The following is a 24,233-nucleotide window of genomic DNA, read 5'->3' as shown; positions in this document are numbered from 1 at the left end:
TGCCCTTGGTTGCTGATCACAGGAAGCGCTGGCCAGAGCTGTGTGTGTGTGGTGCGATCAGCGGGAGTTATCGGGTGGTGCAACCCCCTGTGGCGCGAAATGTGGTGTATCCACAGGGAGTTGGGTCTTGAAGCCTCCGCTTCGAAAGGTCGTAAGAGGCGGAGGCTGGTATCAGTAGAGGAGATCGTCGAGTAGGCCCTCGGCGTACGCGCGGTTGATGTCCTCGGTGCTCATGCGCTTGAGGTCATCTCGCGTAATCGTCGGGCCCGTAGGCTCGGGAGCGAACGGCCGGAACGGCTTCTGGGGCTTCTCGTTGGGGTCGACCGGCACCGCGTAGGCGCCGGACCCTCGGAGCTTGCCCTGACTCGCCGCTAGCATCATCTCGGCCGGACTGGCCTCGTTGATCCATTCCTGTGTGACCACATCGGGAATTTTTGGCGGTTGATAGCCCGTGTCGTCGTCGCCGACGTTGTAGACGTTGATCTCACTCATCGGCGAGCCTTCCGGTTCCAGTCCCAGACGTCATCGTGGGAGATCTTCGACAGGCCCTTGTTAGCGACCTCGACTAGGCCGGGCGCCTGGTCGAACGCGAAGCTATAGCCGTCTGCGTCGCGGTAGTAGAGGCGCTCGGCGTCAGGCATCTTCCGGTTGCAGACCCCCGAGACAACGGACGCCAGAGCGCCAACGTCCTTGTACGGGTGCGTGACGGCCCGTCCGTGGGGGCGAGTGTCGATGTCCGGGTTCACGATGTTCACCACGTACGCGGCCATTTGGCGCCCATCGACCCGGTCAAGGACGTATGGACCACTGACCAGCTTGCTGAAGTCGAACGCCACAGGCTCAGCCGGATAGGCGGGCCCTCGGCTCTCCTTGGCGTCCAGCTCGCGTGCACGGAGCTTGAAGGCTGCTACTGCACTGTTGTGCTCCTCCACAGCAGCAAGGGCTTCTCGGAGGGCTTCGTCAGCGGCCCTGTACGCCTTGCTTGCGCGGCGAGCCGGCGAGCTGGGGCTGTCGGCGAACTCCGCGACTTCCTTGGCCAGTTGCGCCAGTTCGCGGCGACGCATCTCGTCCCTGGCACGGTCGAGCTTGGCACCCGCGCCGACGAGTTGCTTCGCGAAGAAGTCGACGTCACGCCGGGCTTGTTCAAGAGCCTCCCGCTTCACAGGGGCGCCGGTCCCCGATGTGAGCCGGAACAGCATCTCACCTTCCGCCTCCTCCGCGGCCTTCAACTGCGCCTCGATACGGTCGACTTCGATTATCGCGGCGGCTTCCAGATCACCCTGGGCGAGCGCTCCGGCCTTTGCGAGCTTGCTCTGTCGACCGGCTGCCCTTGCCGCTTCGGTCGCCTCGCGCTCGGGGTCGGCCTTTCGTAGAGAATCGAAAACGTCGGTCATGACCAAACCCCCAGCTTCTTGGGTGACTTGTTGAAGTTGAACGTCGGCGTCGGCACAGTGCCGACGGGAGGAAGTTCCTCGGCGTAGTCGCGGACTTCCAGGTTCGCGATGCTGTCCTGGGCGGTCTGTCCGTTGAGGTGGTGGACGTGCTCGTCGGCAGTCAACTCCCGGTCCAGGAAGCACTCGACGACAAGTCGAGAAAGCTCGTGCTGGACGAAGTCGATCGTCACGTACTTCCGCTTGGTGTCGACGTTGTAAAAGGCGTAGTAGAAGCCGGTCGTCATGTCACCAGTGGTGATGTCTACAGACAGGTCATGTACGGGGTGCTTGCGGTGGTTTTCTGTGTTCTTCATTTGGTGTTGCCTCCCCAAAAAGTGGCAGGTGCTGTGAGAGCGCGTACGACGCCATCTCGCCAGCGGCGGGAGGCCTCAATTTCGGTGGCGCTGTGGAACTCGAACGGTGTTGAACTGAAAGCCAGCCCAGGGCAGTCGGCGTGATGGGCGATGTACAAGGCCGCCGTTTCAAACGCCTGGCCACAGTCGTCACAGGGGCGAGCGGGTTTGAAGTGGTGGGCAAGCTCGATATCGGACAGCGACTCGTCGAGCACCGCGTCACGGTTGATCACGATGAAATCCACGGTCACTCACCGACCTTGGCGCTGAGCGCGCGCTGTGAGGCTAGGAAAGACCTGCGAGTGAAGATCGCCCGGTAGGCGGGCTCGTAGCGGTACTCCGGCGCCTGGAGACAGTCCTCGGCGTGGATCACGAACACGGCCGCTGTGTCGAACTCCTGGCCACACCCACAAGGTTCGGACGGTCGGAACTGCTGAAGATAGAGCGAGTCGAACGATCCGATCTTGTTGGCCCAAGCGTCGTTCAGGAAGTAGTTCTCGTACGGGTCATAGTCGGCGGGGGCAGGCCCGTCGCCAAAGTCCTCGTTGGGATCGCAGATCGCTGCGGCGACCTCATCCGGCCAGATGGGCGGGGTCTCGTGATTTTTGATGAACTGCATTGTGATGCCTCACTTTTAAGAAGTCATTGGTCATGGTCTTGCCCTCAATCTCCGGCACCTGGCCGGGGTTTGGTGTTGCTGTGGCTTCTAGCCTCGTTGACTCGTGTCAACGCTTGTGCTGCAAAAAAAAAAGGGGTGTTGCTCAGGTGCGGTTGCTCAGTTGGATGACCGTGAAGGTCACCGATCCGCTGACGCCGCCCACGTCGATGTGGACGCTTCCATCGGCCTGGAGGTACCGGTTCAAGTCGACCTGTACATACTTGACTTGACCTGACGTGAACGTCTCGGCGGTACGGTCACCGCGAACGTGCTGTGAAGCGCGGTCGCCTGCCTTGACGGTGGCGGTAGAGGTGGCCACAGAGCCACTTTCCTTCATGCGGATGAGCAGATACCGGCCCTTGAAAGGCTTGTGCTCGTCGGGAGTGAGTACGGCGGTGTCACCGGTACCGACGGCTTGCCCTGCTGGCTCGGGGGTGGACGTGTCCACGGTCAGATAGTTCGGGGTTACTTCAACATTCGACATTTTCAAATTCCTTTCTAGGAACTATTCAGCAAGTACTCGGAGATAGAACTTCACGGCTTCGCGAAGTATGTGGGCGGCCGGTACATCTCTCGCCTCGGCGAGTGCGTGGATGCTGTCAGCCTGGTCTTTTGGGAAATACCCATTGAGGTGCTCGGGGTACTTCTTCAGCTCTTTGCGCTGCATTCTCACTCCCTTCTCATGATTCAGTGTGACTCATGTATTAATTATAGCAGGTCCAGCTTGACATTTCGCATACTCGATGGTATGTAGGGCGTAATTGCATTTGACCTGCGAATTCCCACAAAGAAGGCCTCCGGAGAGAAATTCGGAGGCCTACAGGGATTCTTTTCGCTCGTATCTCAGGGAAGCCATCGCGCCCATCGGCGCTGACAGCCTGAGCAGTTGTAAAGCAGCTTCCCTGTGGGCCCTGGGGGCTTGTTGGCAGGCCGGGGCTGCCCGCAGCTCGGGCAAGCGTCTGAGTGCCGCAGGCGGGCGTTCAGGTTCGGGTCCATCACGAGACCGTACGAACCGCGTTCACGGTCTTCACGGCATACTCCAGGGGCTCTAGTCCCGCCTTGGCCCGGAGCTTGTCAGCCGCCTTCCTAGCGTGCGTCAGGGTCCGGTTATAACCGGGGAAAACTCCGGCCTTGACGAGATAGCCGTAGCCGTTGGTTATCCCCCACTTGCAGTCTGCGAAACCGGCGTCCAGCCGGGTGGTGCGAATGATCGTGATTGAGAGATCTTCTACCGACCCCTTCTGGTCCTTCACGGTCTCCTTTGCGGCTTTCCTGTCTTCCTTGTTCTGCTTATTGAACATGACGTTCACCTTCCTTACTCTATTGAATTTGGTTGATATGGTTAAGATTACGCCCACTTGTCGGAATTCCCTGAAAAACTTTGCGTGATGTTACCGGCACGTAAAGAAATGCCCTCGGAAACCCTTGACGCCCTGGTGGACATAAGAGACATTTATGGACCAACTGAACAACGACCCTCCCGCACCGGTGAGCGACACAGACGGACAGCAGTCCTAGGAAACGTGGCCGGGTTTGGGGAGCGCCGATCTAGGACCGACGCGTCCCGAGGCCGGCGAGCAGCCGGTGCCCTCAACTCCCGGATTCTGTACGGGAGTTGTGGTGGCGGTGTCAGTCGTCGGACTCCTCATACCGCACGCCGACCCATGCCGGGCGCCCGCGTGAAGCGTTGTGAGCGAAACCAAGCCCGGATGCGCACTTTCTCAGATCCCGGTTGAACTGCTTAACCCCCTGCGCAGTGTGTCCAGCCTGTCGACACCACCTCTTGTACTGCGAGTACATCTCCTTCTGCGAGATTTTGAAGCAACCGTCTGCGCTGTCGTCGTCCCACCCGTCATCGGCCACAAGGCATGATGTCGCGAAAAGGGTCACCGAGTCATTGGCTAGCAACTGTTCGGCGGCCATGTCCTGAAGATCTTGAGGCACGTTGAGGCCGTGGACCCTGTACGTCAGGTATCCGGCCAGAATCCAAGAGAGGATCTGTTCCCCCTCCTCCTCAAACAGGTAGTCGGCAGGGTCCTTCTGGCCGTTCCGCTGGAACTGCGCCCATTCGTCGCTCGACGGCTTTACCGTCCAGGCCACAGGGCGATAGCGGCGCTCGATTGAATCCGTGTTGGCCAGCGTGGGCCACTCGTTCCCACAGAGGTGCAGAGAGAACCTGGGCGTGAACGGAGCGTGTGGCTTGTGTTTGGCGTTCGCCATGATCTGGCCACCACCCGTAAGGTCCTTGAGCTTGTTCTGGTCAAGGTCCGCGTTACCCATCTCGTCCCCGACGAGTAGACGAACACCGGGCCACGTCGACTCTTCAAAGGTGTTACCTGCCACTGTGAGGCCCGTTCGTGAGGCCGTCCGGTAGTAGTCCCCCAGGACCATATTCAAGAGCCTCAGAAGCACACCCTTGCCGTTTCCGCCCTCTCCCTGGTGGAACACGAACATGTGCTCACCGGGGTCGCCATACGCGGCCATACCGAGCAGTACCTGTAGGTACTTGCGGTGCTCCGGGTTGGGCTGCACCAGGTGCAAGAACTTCTCAAACTCGAATGGCTCCGTCCCTACCTCGTCGATACCCACGCCCGTCACACGGGTAAGCATGTCTCCGGGCTCGGCGGGGCGCGGTGACCGGCTGCGTTCACGCATATCGATCACGCCGTTCGGGGTGTTGAGAGTCCAAGGGTCCTTGTCGAAATCGTCCAACGTTATGCGTAGCTCCGGGAAGCTGGTTAGGAACCGCGCCACTGCGTTGAAGCGGGCTTCCGTGTCCACGCTTCGACGCCATCTGCGGAAGTCGTCCCGCTCACTTACGAGCTTCCCCCCACGCTCCACCTTGGCTTCGCTGTAGAACAGATCCTCACAAGGGAGGTGCTCCGTAATGACCTTCCCCACAAGGTGTACGAACGCCCCGTGGTCGGTCTCTTGCCAAAGCCGCGTCTCCTCGTTCCACACGTAGTGGGTCTTGAAGGCGGGGTTGTAGCGGATGCGGTCTCCGTAAAGATCAATCACCCTTTCCGCAAGGCCACTGTCAGACCAGCGCCTGACGCGGACGTTGGGGAACATCCTTTGGTATTTCTCAAACTGCTCTGGAGTAACGTCCTGGTCGTTCAGTGCACCGGGTACACCTTCACCCAACGGCGGCCCGACCAGGTCATACTCGTGATTCTTACCAACTGTGATGATGGTCTTACTCATTCCTTGTGCCTCCTCTGGCATCTCAGGATCACTTGTTCTCGAAGAACCCTCGGGCGGACAGGTCCTTGGTGAGAACCATGCGGACGTATTCGCTAGCGGACATTTCATATTCGTTGCACGCCTCCACGATGGCTTCCTGTAGCCATGCGGGACAGTGGAATCGCATTACAGTTCGTTTGGTGTTTGCTGGATTCGATCGCTGTTCAGGCATAGGGGTATCCCTTGAGGTTTAGAAGGGGTTTGTTGGCTAGAGTTAGCCCGTGGTTATATGATACCACGCGAAACGGACATACGGGAATGTTCGATAAACGGACAGAAAGGCCTCGGAGCCCTATCCGCAACCCCCGAGGTGGAGATACTTCCGGGCGGCTGAGGGAACAGGAGCGTCCGGAAGGTCTCTCGATTGCGTAATACGCCCGGTACGCGGGTGGAATGCGTCAACACCTGATACCCGTTCATACCCAAGGGTGATCTTCGGGCACGTGCGGAACCAATCCGGCCCTGGTGCGTTGATCAGACTGCGCGGCCGGAAGTCATGGCGATGGACGCGGGATGCGGTGCACAACAACTCCCCCGGCCGCGCGGTCAAGCCCCGCTACTGCCTCGAACCCGGTAGCGGGGCTTTGCCATGGCGGCTACGCGGCCCATACGAGATTCTCGGCCCGGTTGTTCCTCGGGTCTCCGTCAATATGCCGTACCCGCGTGCGCGGGGTAGGCGATGGCCCGTTGAACGTCATGCAGACAAGCCTGTCTATGCCCTTGTGGCGGCCCGTCCCGTTCGGGGCGACTAGTTGGACCCACAGGCGCCCGTCGGGTCGCAGGGTGGAACTCAGGGGCTCGTCGAAGCCGTTCCTGGGGCCGAATACGATTCCCGAATCGGTGACGATGTAGCTGGGGAATCCAGGTATGCGCTTGGTCTGAAAAAGCGTGCTCTTGTATGTGTTCATGCTTGGGTCAACGCCCGGTACGTGATTGGAAAGCGCTCCCCCAGCCGGCGACCTCGAAGCGCGTCCGTTCCGTCACGTTTCGTTACATTTAACGCTGTCGTGGCGTCCCTCTACGTCCGTTTTCCCCATTTCACCGCCATTTCCCCGCCATTTTCCCCGACCTCGAAACACCCTCTGACCTGCACAAACAACCTTAAAAATACTACTTAGGGGAAAATGGGAAAAAGATTTAGAAAACTATATATGTAGAAGAGGGTATGTCGTGGAGAGAAGTTTTTGAAAAATGGCATTTTTTGCTTCCAGAGGCCAAAAACGAGAGGAAAGCGCAGGTCAGAGACTTGGGGTCCGGGGAAAATGGTTTTCCCCACCGGTCGAAGGGTCCTAGCCCCTCCAGGGCTCTTTCAGGGGTCATTTCCGGTATAGGTGCGGTATTCGAAGCAGCCTGGAGTCGTCAACCTCGGGTTGACACTGTATGGAGTACGTTTTCCCAGGTCAATGCAGGTGAGAATGATCTTGCTTGCTCGGAATGAGTGGTCTAGACCACCTGGGAAAACCTTGCGCCCTCTCTCAACGTAGTTACCCGCTCACTAATTGCGGCTTTTCGCCTGGATTCGACGTGCTGTGGGTCTTGCGTGGGTCGTGATCATGCCGTTCTTAGGATGCGTTTCAGGGAAGTCGCATTTCGGTTGCGTTCCGAGGGTTCATCCCTGGCATGGAGACCATTCTCAGAATGCAAAAGATCCCTTGGGCGCCCGGATACAAGATCACAAATGACGGTCGAGTGTGGTCCGAGAAGTCGGGCCGGTGGCTGAAGACACCACCTAGCGAGGGGTACCCCCGTGTGAAGCTTTGTGTGGACGGCAAGGAATACACGCTCAGGGTCCATCGTTTGGTAGCCCTTGCGTTCCTCGGGCCCGCTCCGGACGGCAAGCCGTGCGTACTACACGGTGACGGAAATCAGCTGAACAACCACCTGTGGAATCTGCGGTGGGGTTCAAAGTCGGAGAACATGGCCGACTGTCTACGGCACGGCACCCATCACAGTAGGACGATAACGCACTGTCCCCAGGGTCACGCCTACGACAATGAGAACACCCGTCGAAACGATGCGGGTCACCGCTACTGCCGCACATGCAAAAGAGACTCTGACGCCCGTCGCGGAGCACGGCAACGACAGCAGCGATAGACGCCACAACAAAGCCCCCAGACGCCGGTCTAGGGGCTTTTTGCTGTCCGGTGCTAGTAGCGGCTACCCAACCGGTGAATGGCCGTTACGGCGCGATCTCCGGCCACGTCCCGGCCGTAAGTCCTGAGCATGTCGCTCGACTTCCAACCGGCCGCCTGCATTATGTCTCCGTCCGAGATACCGGCTTCCATCAAATCGGATGCCCAAGAATGCCGAAACCCGTGTGGAGAGCACAACGAGGGGTCATACCCGCACTGCTCTGCGAGACGCTTGATCAGACGCCACAGGCCGTTGTACTTCAGGTGTCCTCGGTTTCGGGTGCCCAGCCACAACCAATCAACCTCCGAATACTTGTGGCTTTGACGGACACGGAGGTAACGGCGAACCGCCTGCACGGTTGGGGGTTGGATTGGCACGATGCGCCCTGTACCGGTTGCCCTGGCTTCCTTGAGCGGCACCACGGTGACAACCCCTCGGGGAAGGTCCACTGAGTTCACAGTCAGCGAGAGCAGTTCTTCAGCCCGTAGCCCCTCTGTGAGAACACGGACAATGGCGTGATCCCGCACGGTCTGAAAGTCCCTGATCTTGGCGGACCCACCGCCTGTGACAGCCAGCATCGCGGATATGAACTCCGGGCTGAGAGTCTTCGGGGTGCTGCTCTCTCCGGAATACCAGCGGAACGGCCCTGAGTAGGGGTCCGGGTGCCCGTAGTCCTCAACGAGGTACAAGAACAGCGGGTGGAGGTTGCGTTGCCTGGTGTTCGTTGCTGCCGGTCCTGAGTGAGTCTTCAGATACCACAGGAAGTACCTGTTCAACAGGTCTGTGGTGATGGTCGTGAAGTCACCTTCGTGCCGTTCCTCCAGCGTCAGCCAGGTGTTGAACGACACGGCAGCATCCCGGTACGCCGTGATGGTACGAGGGGCGTACGGTCGCCCCTTCGAGTTGACCGTCGTACTCAAGTACACGACCAGCTCATCTACTTGGGCTGCTCTGGCCTGATTCCATGGGTCGCTTTGTGCCGTCTCGGGGCGCAGCGCCAAGGGCCTTACAGGGGCACGGTTCGTTGCGGTCCGCAGAGGGCTTCTCAGCTCGTTCACGGGGTATCCCAGTCCGGTCGCTAGGCAAGCCCCTGTCTGTCGAGCAGCTTGCCTAGCTCCCTGTGTGGAGTTGGTCAACCCACCCCGTGAACGGTGTTCTCCCTGGTCAACCCAGCTTGGCGGTCAGGGTGATCGTCGTGCCGGTGAGCGCCTGGCTCACGGGGCAGTTCTTCTTGGCGTCCTCCGCGGCCGCCTGGAAGCCCTGCTCGTCGAGGCCGGAGACGGTGCCCTCGACCGTGAGGTGGATGCCGGTGATGCCCTCGCCCGGCTGGAACGTCACGTCCGCGGACGTGACCAGCTTGGTGGGCGGGGTGCCCGCGCCGGTCAGACCGTTGGACAGCGCCATGGAGAAGCAGGAGGAGTGCGCGGCCGCGATCAGCTCCTCCGGGCTGGTCTTGCCGTTCGCCTCCTCTGCGCGGGACGGCCAGGACACCGGCTGCTGCCCGATGCCCGACGAGTCGAAGGTGACGGTGCCGTTGCCCTCGAACAGGTTGCCTTCCCACACGGTGTGTGCGGAGCGCGTGGTTGCCACGGTGGTTCCTTTCCGTTTCCGGATGCTTCGGACTCCTATCCGACCACATCCGACGCGCCCGTGGCACGCCACCATGGCCGGAAAGCGAACTGGGCAAGTCGGCACGATGGTGACAGTTTGGGGCCTCCCGCCCAGGGGGGGTTTCAGGGGGCTTCGCAGGGGGGCAGACCATGCGCATGATCTACGCGGACCAAGGTCCGTCACCACTGGAGACCGGGAAGCCGGGCGCGACCGACCGGGATTCGACGTTCGGCTGGTGGGGTGCGTTCAGCATCCAGAAGTTCGTCAACCAGAACCCGCTCTCCCACACGCACGAGGACGCGACCGGCTGGCTCGCGTATCTGCAGCAGTTCTACGACCGCAACTTCTGGTTCGCCGACGCGGGCGCCCAGGTGTGGGCGTACGAGGAGACGTACGACAACTGGCAGGACCGGTACGGAGTGGACGCCGTCGTCGCGGTGTACCACTCGGGGCACGGCGGCATGGACGGCAACGGAGTGTTCTTCGCGCCGCTCGGCGCCAAGTGGGACAACCGCTCGGACGCGGTCTCCAACCGGATGGCGTTCGGCAACGAGAAGGCCAACTACGTGTTCTGGTCGACGTGCAGCTCGCTGCGCGTCCTCGACGGGCACTCCCCCATCCGCACGTGGGCCGGGCCCAACCTCGGCTCCCGGATGATCTTCGGCTTCGAGACGACGAGCATCGACAGCGGCGACTACGGCAAGAAGTTCTGGGAGAAGTGGCGGGCCGGCCAGACGTACTGCGACGCGTGGCTCAACGCCAGCTGGGACATCTACCACGGTCAGGCGCCCTCGGTGTGCGCCACCGGTGCGACCCAGGCGGAGGCGCAGAACCGGCTGAACTCGGAGCGCAACTTCTACCGGGAGCACGTTCCGGACAACTGGTACGTGTGGCGCTGGTACTACGCGCGCCAGGGCCTGCGCGACCCGCTGACGCAGGCGCCGGCGACCCCGCAGATCGTGCAGCTCGCGCCGCGCGACCCGAGCGAGGAACTCGCCACGATGGGCCGTCTCGCACACTTCCCGGCTGCGGCGCTGCAAGAGGTGCAGGTCGAGCGGCAGGGCGTGCTCAGCGCGAGCTCGGGCGACCGGTTCGTGTCGACGGCGCCGCAGGCCGTGCGCTGGGTGAAGCTCGCCGAGGCCAACCACCGCAACACGCACCAGCTGCCGACCGAGCGCGCGGTCGAGATCGCGCAACGGTTCGCGCAGGAGAACGCGGAGGGCGTCGAGCTGGTCGTGGACAGCGTGCACGACCTGATGCAGAACAGCGGCAAGAAGGACGGCTCGGAGATCGGTGAGCCGGTGTCGCTGCAGACGCACGTCACGTTCCGGCAGGTCTTCGACGGCGTACCGGTGATCACGCCGGGCCGCGGCGAGTTCCGGGTCGCGCTCGACAACGACGGCACGGTCGTCCAGGCCACCCTGTCGACGCGCACGCCCACCGGCGACACCCGCACGCCCGCCTCCGCGGTCGCGCCCCCGTCGGGGAAGGGCCAGCAGGCGCTCGCCTCGCCCGGGTCGCGCGACCCGCGGCAGGCGCTGGAGGAGGCGCAGCAGCGGCGCATCGCCCATCTGACCGCGATGGCCGCCGACGGTGAACGGTCGGCGGCCGACATCGAGGCGCAGCTGGAGATCAGGGACGTACCCGGGTCCCTCGAGGTCGGCTACGAGATCGAGGGCAACGAGGCGTATCCCGCTGCGCGGAAGCTGATCGAGATCGGCTCACGGGACAGCATGTTCAAGACACAGCGGTGGGTGGTGGCACCTATCGCCAGGTGACAGACGCGTCAGGTGGTGGCGGTCCGCTTCTTGCGGGCCGCCATCCACGCGTAGACGAGGACGCCCACGAACAGGAAGATGACGCCCTGGTAGACGGCCGCGTAGCCGGCGCCGCCGACCAGCCACATCGAGAAGCCGAACGCGGCGAGCGCGAGCGTCATGTCGCGCGCGAGCCGGCCCTTGCTCACCCGGTGGCCCTGGCCCGACAGCAGGAAGTAGATCTGAGCGGCGGTGGCGAGGAGGTAAGGGACCGTCGCCGTGAACGTCGTGATGAGCACGAGGCTCTCGAAGACGCCTTCGGACCCCGCCGTGTAGTTGTAGATGGTCAGGAGCGAGGCGAGCGCGACGCCGACGAGCACGCCGAACGTCGGGACGCCGCGCTTCTTGCGCGCGAACGCGGCCGGGAACAGGCCGTCCTTCGCAGGGGCGTACGGCGCCTGCGCGGAGAGCAGCGTCCAGCCGTTGAGCGCGCCGAGGATCGAGACGACCGCGGCGATCGCGACCGCCGTGCCGCCCCACGTACCGCCGAACATCACGTTGACGGAGTCGGTCATCGGCGCGGTGGAGTCCACCAGCTTGTCGTGGGCGACGGTGCCGAAGACGGAGACCGTGCACAGCAGGTAGACGAGGGCGGCGAGGCCCGTGCCGAGGACGGTGGCGCGGCCGACGTTGCGCTCCGGGTCGCGGACCTCGCCCGCGCTCATGGAGGCGGACTCGACGCCCAGGTAGCTGAAGAGCAGGATCGCTGCGGACGCCGAGATCGCGCCGACCGGGGATTCCCCGCCCGTCTGGAACGGGCCGAGGTTGTCGGCGTCGAAGAAGAACAGGCCGCCGACCGCGACGAGCACCAGCGGCGCGAACTTCAGCACGGTGGAGACCAGCTGGACGGCGCCGACGTAGCGGGTGCCGGCGAGGTTGGCGAGCGCGGGCAGCCACTGGCAGGCGAGCGCCGCGACGATCGTCCAGAACGTCGATCCGTGGATCGGCAGGAGCACATTGAGGTAGCCGACGGCCGCGACGGCGAGCGCCGCGTTCGACACCCACGAGGTGATCCAGTAGCTCCACGCGGCGAGGAACCCGGCGAAGTCGCCGAAGGCCTCACGGGCGTACACATAGGGGCCGCCGGTCTGCGGATGCCGCTTCGCGAGCCGCCCGAAGACGAGCGCGAGGGCGATGGCGCCGACCGTCAGGACGCCGAAGGCGACCAGCGAGATCGTGCCGTACGGGGCCACGGACGCGGGCAGCAGGAAGATGCCGCCGCCGATGATGTTGCCCATGACGAGGGCCGTCGCGATGGGAAGACCGAACCTGCGGGCGTGCTTGCCGTCCTGGTTCTGGTCCTCGTCCGCTGCCGGAGCCGTCTCGGGAGCGGGGGCAGTCCCGGTGTCGAGCATGGGGGGAAGTGCCTCTCGATTGTGCTGGGCCACCGCGGGATCGCCGGATGGCGGGGCCCATGGTCCGGTGGGCTCCCGCCGCGCTCCAAATCAGGCGGAATTGTCCTGCGGCTCGGGGGGCGTGGCCGCAAATGATGCACCGCCGGGCTCGCGCCGTAGGGAATTCTCCACGGGCCGTTCCAGCCGCTTCGTCGCAGGTGGGTCCAGGGACAGCGGCACGACCCGCATCGGGATCTGCGGTCCGTGTCCCTCGGTCAGCCAGCGGCGCAGCACCTGGTGCACCTGCTCGGCGCCGACCAGGGCCTCGACCTCCGGCACCGGCTCCGACAGCTCCGCGGGCGAGAGCAGGAACGGCCGGCTCTGGGCGCCGCCGAGCCCGCCGTGCGAGCCGATCTGCTCCTCGAAGGCGAGGACCTCGCCCTCCACCGGGTCGTACATGGAGTTGACCATGATGTCGGCGGTGTGCGGGAAGGAGTCGGTGCGGCGCACGGCGTCGGCGGCGCCGGGACCGAAGTCGGCGAGCGGCCCCTCGCCGTCGGCCAGCTCGGCCAGCGGCACCTCCGCGCCCCGCGCCCCGAGCACGACCGCGCCGTGCTCTTCGCTGCGTACGAGGAGGAAGCCGATGCCGGGGTGGTTGGCGAGGGTCGGCAGCAGGGCGGGGTTGCGGGCGTCGATCTCCTCGCGGGTCATGCGGTGCGGGACGTCGGGGAACGAGACGAGGCCGAGGTTGCCGGAGGCCAGCACGATCGGTTCGCTGCGCTTTCCCTTGCCCGCGCCCTCCTCGACGGGCCGGTGCAGCGCGGCCCGCACGGCGGCGCGGGCCTCGGCGCCGCTGCGGGTGCGCCCCGCCTTGCGCGGCACGGGCAGCCCACAGCCCGCGCGGACGAGGTCCTGAAGGGTGAGCCCGTAGCGGCCGCGGAAGGTCTCGCCGGGGCTCTGCCCGTGGTCGGAGAGGACGACGATGCGGTACGGGCGCGGCGCGTGGTCGGCGACCTTGACGAGCAGCGCGAGCGAGCGGTCGAGGCGTTCGAGCACCTTCTGCGCGTCGCGGCCGAACGGGCCCGAGTGGTGCGCCACCTCGTCGTAGGCCACGAGGTCGGCGTAGACGGCGCTGCGGCCCGCGAGCATGTCGCCGATGACGGCCGCGACGACGACGTCCCGCTCGACGACGGTCGCGAAGGCGCGGATGAACGGGTACAGGCCACCGCGCCCGATCCGCGGCCGCACCTTGCACATGCGGGCCCGCGTGGACTGCCCGATCTCGCGGCCGACCTCGGCGAAGAACGACAGCGCGGTACGGACGGCGTTCGCCGGGTCGGAGAAGTAGGCGAAGTAGCCGGCCCGCGAGCGGTTCTCCTTGCCGCGCCGGGCGGCGACGGACAGTACGAGCGCGACCTGTTCGGCGCCGCCGCTGAAGAGGTTGCCGCGGCTGGCGCCGTCGACGGTGAGCAGGCCGCCGTCGCCGGTGTGCGCGACGGCGCGGCGCTGGAGCTCGGCGGCGCTGGTGGGCCGGTTGGACACCTGGGTCTCGCCGGTGTCCTTCTCGTACCAGCGGAAGGCCGGGACGTCGTCATTGGATCCGTGCAGGATGCCGAGCTGGCTGGCGCCGGTCTGGCTCGACCAGTCGGTGCGCCACGGGGTGAGGCGGTGGCCGCCGTCGCGCAGCCATCCGTTGATCGTCGGCATGACGTCGTCGCGTGCGGCGCGGCGCAGCACCTCGTGGCCGACGCCGTCGAGCTGGATGAAGACGGTGCCGGGGGTGGGCGGGCAGGTGGCGTCGGCGTCGGAGCCCCTGCGGCGCCTGCGGTCGGCGAGCCGGTACAGGCGCCTGCGGTACGCGTCGTCGTCCCGGACGGCCAGCGCACCACCGGCCGCCGACGCCACGGCCGACATCACCGCGGCCACGACGACCGCGGTCTCGGGTCCTGCCTCTCCCCTGCCGTCGGGGATGAGGTGCAGCGCGATGAGCAGCAGGGCGCCGTTGAGGAAGAACACGACGAGGCCGAGGACGAGTGCGGGGACGAGCAGCAGGGCGCGTACGAGGATCGGCCACACCAGGGCCGAGAGGACGGCGAAGGCGGCGGCGCCGAGGGCGGCGGTCACGGCGATACGGGTCATGCTGTCGCCGTCGTCGGACGTCAGCTTGAAGTCGGGCAGCAGGCCTGCGAGGACCATCATGGTGACCGTGCAGGCCGCCCAGACGGCGACCGATCGCCAGGCGGTGCTTCCGGCCCGCCTCCACCAACGGCCTCCGGCCACGTTGCGGCTCCCCTCATTTGGTCACGTGGGGTCAGGGTTTCACACCTTTTGCGCCCACCCGGCGTTACGGCCTCGGGGCTCCGCCCCGGACCCCGCGCCTCAAACGCCGGCGGGGGTTGATCTATCAAGCCCCTGCGGCGATTGAGCAGCGGGGTCCGGGGCGGAGCCCCGAGGCGTCGAGCACGTGGGGCCGAAACGCGGCAGCGGCTAGCAGCCGTCGTAACCCGCCGTCGGCATCGACAAGCGGCGGTGGACCCGCGCCTTCATTTCCGCGTCGTAGGCCGGCTCCGCCAACCCCGCCGTCTCCAGGCGGACACCGCGCCGCTCGCACTCCGCCGAGAACGCGTCGACCGACCGCAGCGCCGCCCGCAGAACCCGCTCGCAGGGCGCGACGAACACATCGACGAGGCCCGCGTCGACGTCCGCCCACAGCACCTCGTGGTCGGGACGGACCCCGTGCACCAGGAGTTCGCGGGTGACCACATACCCACGTTCGGCGGCCCAGCGCGCGCACATGGCGTGCTGGCTGCGCGAGTCCACCAGGAAGGGGTCGGCGTCCAGCTCCTCCAGCGGGATCAGGCTGGCGATCGCCGCGACCCGCACCGCTTCGCCGCTCCCGTCGGATGCCCCCATGCGTCCCCCCTCACCACAGCTTTCGGCCCCGACCCTACTCCTGCACGTAGGCTCAAGGGAGTCGCCCGAAGGAGCACAAGGAGGAGCGCGTGCCGGTGGAGATCACCTGGTGGGGTCATGCCACCTGCACCGTCGAGGACGCGGGCACGCGCGTCCTCACGGATCCGCTCTTCGCGCGGCGCCTCGCACATCTGCGCCGTCGGCGCGGCGCGCCCCCGCCACCGCGCGCGGCGGAGGCGGACGTCGTCCTGGTCTCCCACCTGCACGCCGACCACCTGCACGTGCCCTCGCTCGCCCGACTCGCGCCCGGTACGCGGGTGCTCGTGCCGAAGGGCGCCCCGCGCGCCGTGCCCGCGCTGCGCAAGCTCCGCACGCTGAAGATCATCGAGGTGGAGGCGGGCGCGCGCGTCGAGATCGGGCACGTGGCGATAGAGGTGGTCCGCGCCGAGCACGACGGGCGCAGGATCCCGGTCGGTCCGCACATGGCCCCCGCGCTCGGCTACGTCGTGAACGGCGAGGCCCGTACGTACTTCGCGGGCGACACCGGGCTCTTCGACGGCATGGCGGAGACCGTGGGCGAGGTCGATGTGGCGCTGCTGCCGGTGGGCGGCTGGGGTCCGTACCTCGGCTCTGGGCATCTCGACGCGGGGCGGGCCGCCGAGGCGCTCGCCCGGATCGCCCCGCGCAGCGCGGTGCCCGTGCACTACGGGACGTACTGGCCGATCGGCATGGACGCGGTGCGGCCGCACGAGTTCCACGCGCCGGGCGACGAGTTCGTCCGGCAGGCGGCGCTGCGCGCGCCGGGCGTGGCGGTGCACCGGCTCGACCAGGGCGAGAGCGTACGTCCCGAGGTGGCCGGATGAGACGGCCCGCGAACCTTCGCCCCGGGTCCCGTCGACCCAGATCCCTTCGCCCCGGAACCCTTCGGCCCGGGTCCCTTCCCCTCAGATCCCTTCGCTCCGGAACCCCTCGGTCGGGAGCGCGCCGGTGATGCTCTCCGCCGCCACCCAGGTGCCGCCCGAGACGACCCAACAGGCCGTCGGCTACCCCTCGTTGTTCCTGCTCGTCTTCCTCGGGGCGCTCGTCCCGGTCATTCCGACCGGCGCGCTCGTGAGTTCCGCGGCGGTCGTCGCGTTCCACCACAGCTCGCCGCTCTCGCTGCTGTTCGTCTTCGCGGTGGCGGCGCTCGCCGCGTTCCTCGGCGACATCGTCCTGTACTGGCTGGGGCGGCGCGGCATGCACTCGAAAAACGGGTCGAAGTGGCTTGAGGCGATCCGTTCTCGGGCCCCTGAGGAGCGGCTCGCGCAGGCTCAGGACAAGCTCGCCGACCACGGGGTGATGGTGCTCGTGCTGTCGCGGCTCGTGCCCGCGGGGCGGATCCCCGTGATGCTGGCCTGCCTGATGGCGAAGATGCCGCTGCGGCAGTTCGCCCGCGGCGACGTCCCCGCCTGCCTCGCGTGGGCGGCGACGTACCAGGTCATCGGCATCCTCGGCGGCTCCCTCTTCCCGGAGCCGTGGCAGGGCGTCGTCGCGGCGGTCGCGCTGACGGTGCTGGTCAGCACGGTGCCGAGTGTGTGGCGCAAGGTGCGGGGGCGGGAGTCAGGCAGTCAGCACGCGTGAGCCGCCCACCGGCACGTCCCACAGGGCCGTGCGCGGGAGGCCCGCCTTGTCCCAGGCGGCGCGCAGCCGGTGCAGCGGTTCGAGGACCGGTTCCGCCGACAGCAGGAACGTCGCCCAGTGCATCGGCGCCATCCGGCGCGCGCCCACGTCCTGCACCGCCCGCACCGCGTCCTCCGGGTCGCAGTGCACGTCCTTGAGCCACCAGCGCGGGTCGTACGCGCCGATGGGGAGCAGCGCGAGGTCGATGCCCGGGTAGCGGCGGCCGATCTGCGAGAACCAGTGGCCGTAGCCGGTGTCGCCCGCGAAGTAGATCCGCTGCCCCTCGGAGTCGGTGAGCACCCAGCCGCCCCACAGGGTGCGGCAGGTGTCGACGAGGCTGCGCTTGGACCAGTGGTGGGCCGGCACGAAGTCGAAGCGGACTCCCTTCATCTCCACCGCCTCCCACCAGTCCAGCTCCGTGACCTGCGTGAAGCCGCGCCGCGTGAACCAGCGGGCGAGGCCCGCGGGGACGAGGACCGGGGTGTCGCGCGGGAGTCTTTTGACGGTCGGCCAGTCCAGGTGGTCGTAGTGGTTGTGGCTGATGACGACGGCGTCGACGCGGGGCAGCGCGCTCCAGGCGACGCCCGCGGGGGTGACCCTGGCCGGGGTGCCGAGGATCTTGCGGGACCAGACGGGGTCGGTGAGGACCGTGAGGCCGCCGATGCGGACGATCCAGCTGGCGTGCCCGACCCAGGTGACGGCCGCCGTACGGGCGTCGACCTGCGGCAGCGGGCCCGGTGCGAAGGGCAGGTTCGGGATGTCGGCGAGGCTCTCGGCGGGCGGCCGGAGCGCTCCCTCGCGGGCGAATCTGGCGAAGGCCCGCAGGCCCGGCAGCGGTGCGGTCAGCCGGTGGGCGAAGGATTTGGGCCAGCGGCGCGGTACGTCCTGCGCTCCTGCGTCGCCCCCGCCGAGCGGTCGCGGCTCGACGAGGGGCGGAGGGGCCGCGGTGGCATCGGCTCGCTGCACGGCCGACGGTGCTTCGGACGCCTGCGTCATCGCTCGGTCTCCCATCCTTCGCCTGCCGGTTCCCCGCCGATGGCGCGGAGCGTCGACTCCACCATGGTCAACAGCCTTGCGACGTGCGGCAATTCCAAGGGCTCCGGTGAGGTGAGGGACGCCCTGCGTTCCTCGGGGGTTGACCCGAGCAGCGGTCCCGTCGACAGGCGTGCCCGCAGCGCGCCCTGCTCGTCGCCGAAGCGGTGGCCGCCGGGGACCGGCATGCCGAGCCGTTCGCCGAGGAAGTCCTCCAGGTCCTGGGAGTCGCTGACGCCGAGCGCGGCGAGCCGGGGCCGCAGCTCCTCCAGGTCCATGTAGAGGTGCCGGCCGGCCCGCGGGGGCCTCGCGAGGCCGCCCGCGCCGAGCACGGCGCGGTGCAGGGCACCGGCGACCTGCGCGTGCAGCGCGGCACCGACGCGGCGGCGCTCGGTGATCTCCTCGGTCTCGTTCAGGACATACGTGGCCGCGGCGGCGACCGGCGCCGCGAGCAGCGCCCCCGTGGCGGTGAGGAAGTCGAGGACGCGGGCGCGCAGCCTGGCGCCGCGCTCGGTGGCGGGGAACCGGGCGCAGGCCGCGGGCAGCGAGGGCGGCAGGAACGCGCCGGTGAGGTCGCTGAGGACGGTGACGTCGAGCGGGTACATCTCGGCGGGGCTGAACAGGACGGAGTCGGCGCCCGGATGCAGGGTGTCCCGCCACGTCTCGTCGCTGACCACGTGCAGCCCCTCGGACGCGGCCGCCTCCACGGCCTCGTGCAGCACCTCGGGCGGCGGCACGGTCGCCGTCGGGTCGTCGGCCACGGACAGCACGAGCAGCCGCGGGTCGCCGCCCTCGGCTCTGACCCGGCGGACCGTCTCCAGGAAGGCCGAGGAGTCGGGGACGCCGCCGCACTCGGCGGGCGTCGGCACGTGGTAGACGGCGCGGCCCAGGAGCCTGGCCTGCGGCACCCACCAGGCCGGACAGGGGCGCGGCACCAGCATGTCGCCGCCGAGCGCGGCGGTGAGGGCGAGCAGCAGCGGGGCCGCGCCGGGCGCCGCGCCGAGCTGCTCGCGTTCGGTGTCGAGGCCGCGGCGCTGCCAGTAGCCGCAGGCCGCTTCTAGGAGGGCGGGCGGCCCGCCCGGCGGCTCCGAGTCCGGGCGCCCCGCGGCGCTCGCGGTGACGGCGGCCAGTTCGGGCAGCACCGGGAGGCCGGGCTCGGGCAGCGGCGGGCCGTATCGCACGGGCCCACGGCCTTCGGGGGCCCGGGCCCGCGCGGCGCCGGGTCCTGAGGTCCTGGCCGTGGGTTCCGATGGCCGCATGCTGCCTCCGTGCCGTCCGCTCGCTGTGCGGGTGGGGGTCGCTGTACGGGGGCGGCCGCCGTGGGCAGGCGGGCCACCGGGTCCGGGCAGCCGGGAGACCGGCGCCAGGTCCTGCCTCCAGCGTCACACCTGACCGGGTGTCCGCGCGCGGCGTGGCCCTGGTGTCGGCCTCCTGCCCCTGTACGTACCCGTGCGGGCAATGGGGCCTGTCTTCAAACTCCCGTCGTCGCCCGGAGGGCGGCCCGGCGGCGTCTGGGGCGTGCGATCGCAAGGCGCCGGGAAGTCCTCGTAGCGGAGCTACTAGGGCTTTTCGGCAACGCCGCGAGCGTGCGTGCCAGACGTCGCCGGGCAGACGGGAGTTTGAAGACAGGCCCCAGGGCAGGCGGGGCGGGAAGGGGCGGCTGGGCCGGTCGGGTGACCGCGGCTGCCGGTCGGGTGACCGCGGCTGCCGGAAGTGGGGCGGGCGGTCAGTCCGCCACGGCGCTGAACTCGCGCTCCAGGCCGCGTCCGCGCCGCTCGACGACGGCGGAGGCGACATCCGCCAGTTTCCGGTTGGTCGTCTGCGAGATTCGGCGCAGCACGGTGAACGCTTCGTCCGGTGTGCACCCCAGCACATGCATGACGATGCCGCAGGCCTGGTCCACGACGGGCCGTGTGCGCAGCGCCGAGCCCAGCTGGTCGACCTCGGTGAGCGCCTCCTGGTAGGAGCGGTCGCGCACCAGGCAACTGGCGGCCAGATCGCCGAGGGCGCGGATCGGCCCGTGCGACGCGGCCTCAAGGGAGCCGGCCCGGAAGCTGTACAGGCTGAGCGTGACCGTGAGGTCGCCGCTGCGGAAGGGAATGGTGATGCTGGAGCGCACCCCGGAATCCAGGGCGAGCGCACGGTAGTCGGGCCAGCGCCGGTCGTTCAGCAGGTCGCCGGCGTCGACCGGGTCGCCGCCCTCCTCGGCCGCCGGTATGGGCCCGTCGCCGAAGCGGTCCTGCACGGAGACGAGCGCGGCGAGGTCGGGGTGGGTCACCGCGGTCGGCCGCTCGTCGGTGCCGTCGCTCGCGGTGGCGACGGCGCCGCAGCACTCCGCGGTGCACCGGAGCGCCCCCTCGGCGAGCTCGGAGAGCCGCCGGGCGGGAAGCCCCGACTCCGGTGTCCCCGTGGCGCGTTGGCCCAGCGCCACCGGATACCTTCCGACGTGATCCGCTTCGTCGTCCTGATCGGCCCGCACGTACTGTCGCATCGGGTTCACGCCTCCTCGTCGGTCGGCTTCCCGTACCGGGCTCCCGAAAACGCGGGACGGGATACGTTCTCAGCATGGCGCAGATGGAGGAATTCGATGAAGAGCTTGCGGACTTCGTGCGCCGTGTGGCGGAGTTGAAAACAGCGCGCTCGGTGTCGACGGCGGAACTGCCCGCCGTCCTCGACGCAGCACTCTTCGAACTCGACCATGTAGCAGCGAAGTTGTGGCCGCACCCCCAGCAAGGTGGGGCCACGGGCACGGGTACGAGCCGCAACGCGGCTGCCGAGCGGCACGAACAGCAGCTGCTGCGCGCCGTCTTCCAGCGCCTTCCGCTGCCGGTTGCCCTCGTGGACCGCGAAGCGGTGGTGCGCCGCCTCAACTTCGCGGCGACGACCTTCACCGGCGTACGCGCCGGATACGCGACGGGCCGCCCGATGACCGGGTTCCTGGCGCACGCCGACCGGGCCGCGTTCCGCTCGCAGGTCGCGGCGGTGGCCCGGGGCGAGGGGGACCGCGGGCTGACCGTGCATCTGCAGCAGAACCCGCAGGCCCCCGTCCGCACGATTCTCACGGGCCTGCGCCCGGGCAACGAGCGGCGCACCACGGTCCTCGCGATCCTGCAGCCCGCGGACGCCGCCGGTCTCGGGCCCACGTCGGCCCGGCCCGCCGCGCCGGTCCCCGACCTCGCGGAGACGACCCGGCACGCCGCGCTCACCGACCTGCTCGACGCGATGGCGCGCGAACTGCTCGGCGGCCCCTTGGGCGACCCGGCCGAACTCCTGCGGCACGCCGCCCACGTGCTGCACGGCCGGTTCGCCGACTGGGTGGTGGCCGACAAGGGGGCCGCGCACCTGGAGCGAATAGAGGTGCTCGGCCCGGACGACGACGCCGTTCGGGACATCGCCGCGCAGGATCCGGCCGCCGCCCCGCTCGTCGCCGAGGCGGCGCGCGGCGGCGCCCCGGCGCTGCTCGTGCGCCCGGAGGACCTGCGGGCCCTGGGCGACGACGCGTCGGGGGCGCCGGTTCTCGTCCGTGCCGATGTCACCTCCCTGCTGTGTGTCCCGCTGATTCCCGCGCCCGGCGAACCGGTCCAGGGCGTGCTCACCCTGTTCCGGTCCGCGGGCCGCCTCGCCTTCTCGATGGCGGAGGCGAAGACGCTGGACATGATGGCCCGTCACATCGCGTTGGCGATGCGGAAGTAGGGCCGTCGGCCGATGCACCGGCCTATGCGGCGTCCGCCAGAACCTGGTCCCGCAGGCGGTCGCAGCAGCGACTGATCAGCCGGGACACGTGCATCTGCGAGATGCCGAGCTGCTCGGCGATCCGGCTCTGTGTCATGTCGCCGAAGAACCGCATGTACAGGATCTCCCGCTCGCGCTCCGGCAGCGCCGCGATCCGCGGCTTGACGGCCTCGCGGTCGACGACGATGTCGAGCGCCGGGTCCGCGACGCCGAGCGCGTCCGACAGCGAGTAACCGTCCTCGCTGCCGGGCAGCTCCGCGTCGAGGGAGAGCGCGGTGAAGCTCTCCAGCGCTTCCAGGCCGCTACGGGCCTCGTCCTCGGTCATGTTGGCGTGCTCGGCGATCTCCGCGAGGGTCGGGGCGCGCCCCGAGATGGTCGCGGAGAGTTCCTGCTGTGCGAACCGGACCCTGTTGCGCAGGTCCTGGACGCGGCGCGGCACGTGCAGCGTCCACATGTGGTCGCGGAAGTGCCGCTTTATCTCGCCGGTCACGGTGGGCACGGCGTAGCTCTCGAAGGCGTTGCCGAGTTCCGGGTCGTATCGGTCCACGGCCTTGACCAGGCCGAGAGCGGCAACCTGCCGCAGATCCTCGTACGCCTCGCCGCGGTTGCGGAAACGCCCTGCGAGCCGGTCGGCCATCGGCAGCCAGGCCTCGACGACCTCCTGGCGCAGTTCATCGCGCTCCGGACCGTCGGGCATGTCGGACATCTGGGCGAAGGCCTCGGCGGTGTCGGGGGCGTCATCGTGCGGGTGGCGTCCACCGGGCTTCACCGAGTTCTGGGGTGAGCTGGTACGCGTGCGCATCTGGTCGCAACTCCCTGAAGGGTGCCTTGGGTTCAGTGGTCACCGTGGGAGTAGCGCCCGCACAGACTGTCGGACACACCCGGGGCGATCCTGCGGATCGACCGGATACGACGCGGTCGTATCCCTCCCACGGACGTGCCTCCTGTCCGAAGCACTGTCATTCGCCTGCCCCTGGGGCATGGCCGCAAACACCGCGACCCCTCCAGCGTTCCCTCAACGGTCCGGGCCCGCATGTTCACGCGGGTCCGCCTCCCCGCGCGGGCAAACCACCAGGTGTCACCGCGAAGCGGTCGGGTACGCGTCGTGCACCGCCGAGCCATTGGAGGAGAGGAAGCCCTTATAAATGAGCGGGATTGGCTCCGGGTCGGTCGGGTACCTGGCCGGGATCCCGGTGCACCCGAAGATGCAGGAAGGCCTAATGCGATGGCCGATGTAGTGAGGGAAGTCATGACGCCCGGCGTGGTCGCGGTACGCCCCGACGCCTCGCTGGTCGAGGCCGCCCAGCTGATGCGGGCGCAGGACATCGGGGATGTACTGGTGGCGGACGAGATGCAGGTCGTGGGCGTGCTCACGGACCGGGACATCGCGCTGCGGGCCGTCGCCGACGGGGCCGATCCGCTCACGGTGAGCGCCGAGGCGGTGTGCACTCCGCATCCGGTGGCGATCGGCCCGGACGACGACGTCTCCGCTGCGGTGGCGCTGATGCGCGAGTACGCCGTGCGTCGCCTGCCGGTGGTGCAGGACGGGCAGGCCGTCGGGATGGTCAGCCTGGGCGATCTGGCGCTGACCCAGGACCCGGCGTCCGCGCTCGCCGACATCAGCGGCGCCGACCCGGACGGCTGGGCGCGCGGCACGCCGACCTGACCCCGGCCCGACCCCGACCCCGACCCCGACCCCGACCCCGACCAGAGCATCCCGAGAGCACCGAACAGCACTACGTAGCAAAGGAGTTGACCGACGATGCGGATCGCGTTCCTGGTGGCACCCGAAGGGGCCGAGCAGATTGAGCTGACCGACCCCTGGCAGGCGGTGCGGGACGCGGACGGCGAACCCGTGCTCGTATCGACCAAGCAGGGTGAGATCCAGGCCTTCGACCACCTCGACAAGGCGGACAAGTTTCCCGTCGACAAGACGGTGGCGTCCCTCGGGTCGTCGGCGGACGGCTTCGACGCGCTGGTCCTGCCGGGCGGCGTGGCCAACCCGGACCAGCTGCGCACGGACCCCGAAGCGGTCGCGTTCGTACGGGACTTCTTCGACCGGGGCCTGCCGGTCGCGGCGATCTGCCACGCGGCGTGGACGCTGGTCGAGGCCGACGTGGTGCGCGACCGCACGCTGACCTCGTACCCGAGCCTGGCCACCGACATCCGCAACGCGGGCGGCACCTGGGTCGACGAGCAGGTGAAGGTCTGCACGGCCGGGCCGAACGTGCTGGTCACCAGCCGCCGCCCGGACGACCTCAAGGCCTTCGACGCGGCGCTGCTGAAGCAGGTCAGCGGAGTCTGAGGCGCACCGG

At 67.7% G+C, this 24,233-nt stretch carries 26 protein-coding genes; 7 read left to right on the top strand and 19 right to left on the bottom strand.

The genetic code is table 11. The features are described from left to right. Window positions 1-171: 171 nt before the first annotated feature. The 10 genes from OHA73_RS34225 to OHA73_RS45820 all read right to left on the bottom strand — a co-directional run bounded on the left by OHA73_RS34225 (window position 172) and on the right by OHA73_RS45820 (window position 6,595). Window positions 172-492, bottom strand: coding sequence for a hypothetical protein (locus OHA73_RS34225; protein WP_327656982.1), 321 nt, complete (start codon window positions 490-492; stop codon window positions 172-174). Continuing rightward, window positions 489-1,394, bottom strand: a complete 906-nt coding sequence (locus OHA73_RS34220) for a hypothetical protein (protein WP_327656981.1) — start codon at window positions 1,392-1,394, stop codon at window positions 489-491. The genes OHA73_RS34225 and OHA73_RS34220 overlap by 4 nt, the downstream gene beginning before the upstream one ends. Further along, entirely contained in the window at window positions 1,391-1,747 is a 357-nt protein-coding gene (locus OHA73_RS34215) for a hypothetical protein (RefSeq protein ID WP_327656980.1), read from the bottom strand. The genes OHA73_RS34220 and OHA73_RS34215 overlap by 4 nt, the downstream gene beginning before the upstream one ends. Next, a complete protein-coding gene (locus tag OHA73_RS34210; protein ID WP_327656979.1) occupies window positions 1,744-2,031 on the bottom strand; it encodes a hypothetical protein in 288 nt (95 codons plus the stop codon). Before OHA73_RS34210 ends, OHA73_RS34215 begins: the two co-directional genes overlap by 4 nt. 2 nt (window positions 2,032-2,033) lie before the next feature. Further along, window positions 2,034-2,405 (bottom strand): hypothetical protein, encoded by a 372-nt coding sequence (locus OHA73_RS34205; RefSeq protein ID WP_327656978.1) that lies wholly within the window; start codon window positions 2,403-2,405, stop codon window positions 2,034-2,036. A gap of 142 nt (window positions 2,406-2,547) precedes the next feature. Continuing rightward, complete coding sequence (locus OHA73_RS34200) at window positions 2,548-2,928, bottom strand: hypothetical protein (protein ID WP_327656977.1); 381 nt, start codon at window positions 2,926-2,928, stop codon at window positions 2,548-2,550. 21 nt (window positions 2,929-2,949) lie between these two features. Continuing rightward, window positions 2,950-3,111, bottom strand: a complete 162-nt coding sequence (locus OHA73_RS34195) for a hypothetical protein (protein WP_327656976.1) — start codon at window positions 3,109-3,111, stop codon at window positions 2,950-2,952. A gap of 328 nt (window positions 3,112-3,439) precedes the next feature. Next, window positions 3,440-3,754: a hypothetical protein gene (locus OHA73_RS34190; protein ID WP_327656975.1), complete on the bottom strand. Its 315-nt coding sequence runs from the start codon at window positions 3,752-3,754 to the stop codon at window positions 3,440-3,442. A 319-nt stretch (window positions 3,755-4,073) separates the two neighbouring features. Then, window positions 4,074-5,648 (bottom strand): DNA primase family protein, encoded by a 1,575-nt coding sequence (locus tag OHA73_RS34185; protein WP_327656974.1) that lies wholly within the window; start codon window positions 5,646-5,648, stop codon window positions 4,074-4,076. Between the two features lie 635 nt (window positions 5,649-6,283). Then, window positions 6,284-6,595: an HNH endonuclease gene (locus OHA73_RS45820; protein WP_443063155.1), complete on the bottom strand. Its 312-nt coding sequence runs from the start codon at window positions 6,593-6,595 to the stop codon at window positions 6,284-6,286. Window positions 6,596-7,307: 712 nt separating this feature from the next. Here OHA73_RS45820 and OHA73_RS45815 point away from each other — a divergent pair. Continuing rightward, the gene (locus OHA73_RS45815) at window positions 7,308-7,781 is read left to right on the top strand and encodes an HNH endonuclease signature motif containing protein (protein ID WP_443063154.1); all 474 of its coding nucleotides are present in this window, start codon (window positions 7,308-7,310) and stop codon (window positions 7,779-7,781) included. A 53-nt stretch (window positions 7,782-7,834) separates the two neighbouring features. Here the strand turns inward: OHA73_RS45815 and OHA73_RS34180 are convergent, their stop codons facing one another. Together OHA73_RS34180 and OHA73_RS34175 are read right to left on the bottom strand one after the other, a co-directional pair. Further along, window positions 7,835-8,668 (bottom strand): tyrosine-type recombinase/integrase, encoded by an 834-nt coding sequence (locus OHA73_RS34180; protein ID WP_327656973.1) that lies wholly within the window; start codon window positions 8,666-8,668, stop codon window positions 7,835-7,837. Window positions 8,669-8,984: 316 nt separating this feature from the next. Further along, entirely contained in the window at window positions 8,985-9,410 is a 426-nt protein-coding gene (locus OHA73_RS34175) for an OsmC family protein (RefSeq protein ID WP_327656972.1), read from the bottom strand. A 170-nt stretch (window positions 9,411-9,580) separates the two neighbouring features. On the opposite strand from OHA73_RS34175, the gene OHA73_RS34170 reads away from it, so the two are divergent. Then, window positions 9,581-11,209, top strand: a complete 1,629-nt coding sequence (locus OHA73_RS34170; RefSeq protein ID WP_266715469.1) for a DUF6345 domain-containing protein — start codon at window positions 9,581-9,583, stop codon at window positions 11,207-11,209. 8 nt (window positions 11,210-11,217) lie between these two features. On the opposite strand, the gene OHA73_RS34165 is transcribed toward OHA73_RS34170, so the two are convergent. The 3 genes from OHA73_RS34165 to OHA73_RS34155 form a co-directional block, all read right to left on the bottom strand. After that, window positions 11,218-12,603 (bottom strand): amino acid permease, encoded by a 1,386-nt coding sequence (locus tag OHA73_RS34165; RefSeq protein WP_327656971.1) that lies wholly within the window; start codon window positions 12,601-12,603, stop codon window positions 11,218-11,220. Window positions 12,604-12,693: 90 nt separating this feature from the next. After that, window positions 12,694-14,781 carry an alkaline phosphatase family protein gene (locus tag OHA73_RS34160; RefSeq protein WP_443063232.1) on the bottom strand — a complete coding sequence of 696 codons (2,088 nt, stop codon included), beginning with the start codon at window positions 14,779-14,781 and terminating at the stop codon, window positions 12,694-12,696. Window positions 14,782-15,069: 288 nt separating this feature from the next. Continuing rightward, on the bottom strand, window positions 15,070-15,495 hold the full coding sequence (locus tag OHA73_RS34155; RefSeq protein WP_327656969.1) for a hypothetical protein: 426 nt from the start codon (window positions 15,493-15,495) through the stop codon (window positions 15,070-15,072). Between the two features lie 89 nt (window positions 15,496-15,584). Between OHA73_RS34155 and OHA73_RS34150 the strand changes: the two genes are divergently transcribed. Beyond that, a complete protein-coding gene (locus OHA73_RS34150; protein ID WP_327656968.1) occupies window positions 15,585-16,358 on the top strand; it encodes an MBL fold metallo-hydrolase in 774 nt (257 codons plus the stop codon). Between the two features lie 127 nt (window positions 16,359-16,485). Beyond that, on the top strand, window positions 16,486-17,115 hold the full coding sequence (locus OHA73_RS34145) for a DedA family protein (RefSeq protein ID WP_266719005.1): 630 nt from the start codon (window positions 16,486-16,488) through the stop codon (window positions 17,113-17,115). Here the strand turns inward: OHA73_RS34145 and OHA73_RS34140 are convergent. The 3 genes from OHA73_RS34140 to OHA73_RS34130 form a co-directional block, all read right to left on the bottom strand. Continuing rightward, window positions 17,095-18,150: an MBL fold metallo-hydrolase gene (locus tag OHA73_RS34140; RefSeq protein WP_327656967.1), complete on the bottom strand. Its 1,056-nt coding sequence runs from the start codon at window positions 18,148-18,150 to the stop codon at window positions 17,095-17,097. The two genes, OHA73_RS34145 and OHA73_RS34140, sit on opposite strands and share 21 nt — an antisense overlap. Continuing rightward, the gene (locus OHA73_RS34135) at window positions 18,147-19,445 is read right to left on the bottom strand and encodes an aminotransferase class I/II-fold pyridoxal phosphate-dependent enzyme (RefSeq protein WP_267068617.1); all 1,299 of its coding nucleotides are present in this window, start codon (window positions 19,443-19,445) and stop codon (window positions 18,147-18,149) included. Before OHA73_RS34135 ends, OHA73_RS34140 begins: the two co-directional genes overlap by 4 nt. Window positions 19,446-19,912: 467 nt before the next feature. Then, complete coding sequence (locus OHA73_RS34130; RefSeq protein WP_266715462.1) at window positions 19,913-20,677, bottom strand: ANTAR domain-containing response regulator; 765 nt, start codon at window positions 20,675-20,677, stop codon at window positions 19,913-19,915. A gap of 74 nt (window positions 20,678-20,751) precedes the next feature. Here OHA73_RS34130 and OHA73_RS34125 point away from each other — a divergent pair, with 74 nt between their 5' ends. Beyond that, window positions 20,752-21,879, top strand: coding sequence for a PAS domain-containing protein (locus OHA73_RS34125; protein WP_327656966.1), 1,128 nt, complete (start codon window positions 20,752-20,754; stop codon window positions 21,877-21,879). 22 nt (window positions 21,880-21,901) lie between these two features. On the opposite strand, the gene OHA73_RS34120 is transcribed toward OHA73_RS34125, so the two are convergent. Further along, complete coding sequence (locus tag OHA73_RS34120; protein ID WP_266715460.1) at window positions 21,902-22,720, bottom strand: RNA polymerase sigma factor SigF; 819 nt, start codon at window positions 22,718-22,720, stop codon at window positions 21,902-21,904. 423 nt (window positions 22,721-23,143) lie between these two features. On the opposite strand from OHA73_RS34120, the gene OHA73_RS34115 reads away from it, so the two are divergent. Next, entirely contained in the window at window positions 23,144-23,584 is a 441-nt protein-coding gene (locus OHA73_RS34115) for a CBS domain-containing protein (RefSeq protein WP_327656965.1), read from the top strand. A 96-nt stretch (window positions 23,585-23,680) separates the two neighbouring features. Further along, window positions 23,681-24,223, top strand: a complete 543-nt coding sequence (locus OHA73_RS34110; protein ID WP_266715458.1) for a type 1 glutamine amidotransferase domain-containing protein — start codon at window positions 23,681-23,683, stop codon at window positions 24,221-24,223. Window positions 24,224-24,233: the final 10 nt, after the last annotated feature.

Source organism: Streptomyces sp. NBC_00483 (genome assembly GCF_036013745.1).
Classification (GTDB): Bacteria; Actinomycetota; Actinomycetes; order Streptomycetales; family Streptomycetaceae; genus Streptomyces.
This window is presented reverse-complemented; position numbering and strand designations above follow the sequence as displayed.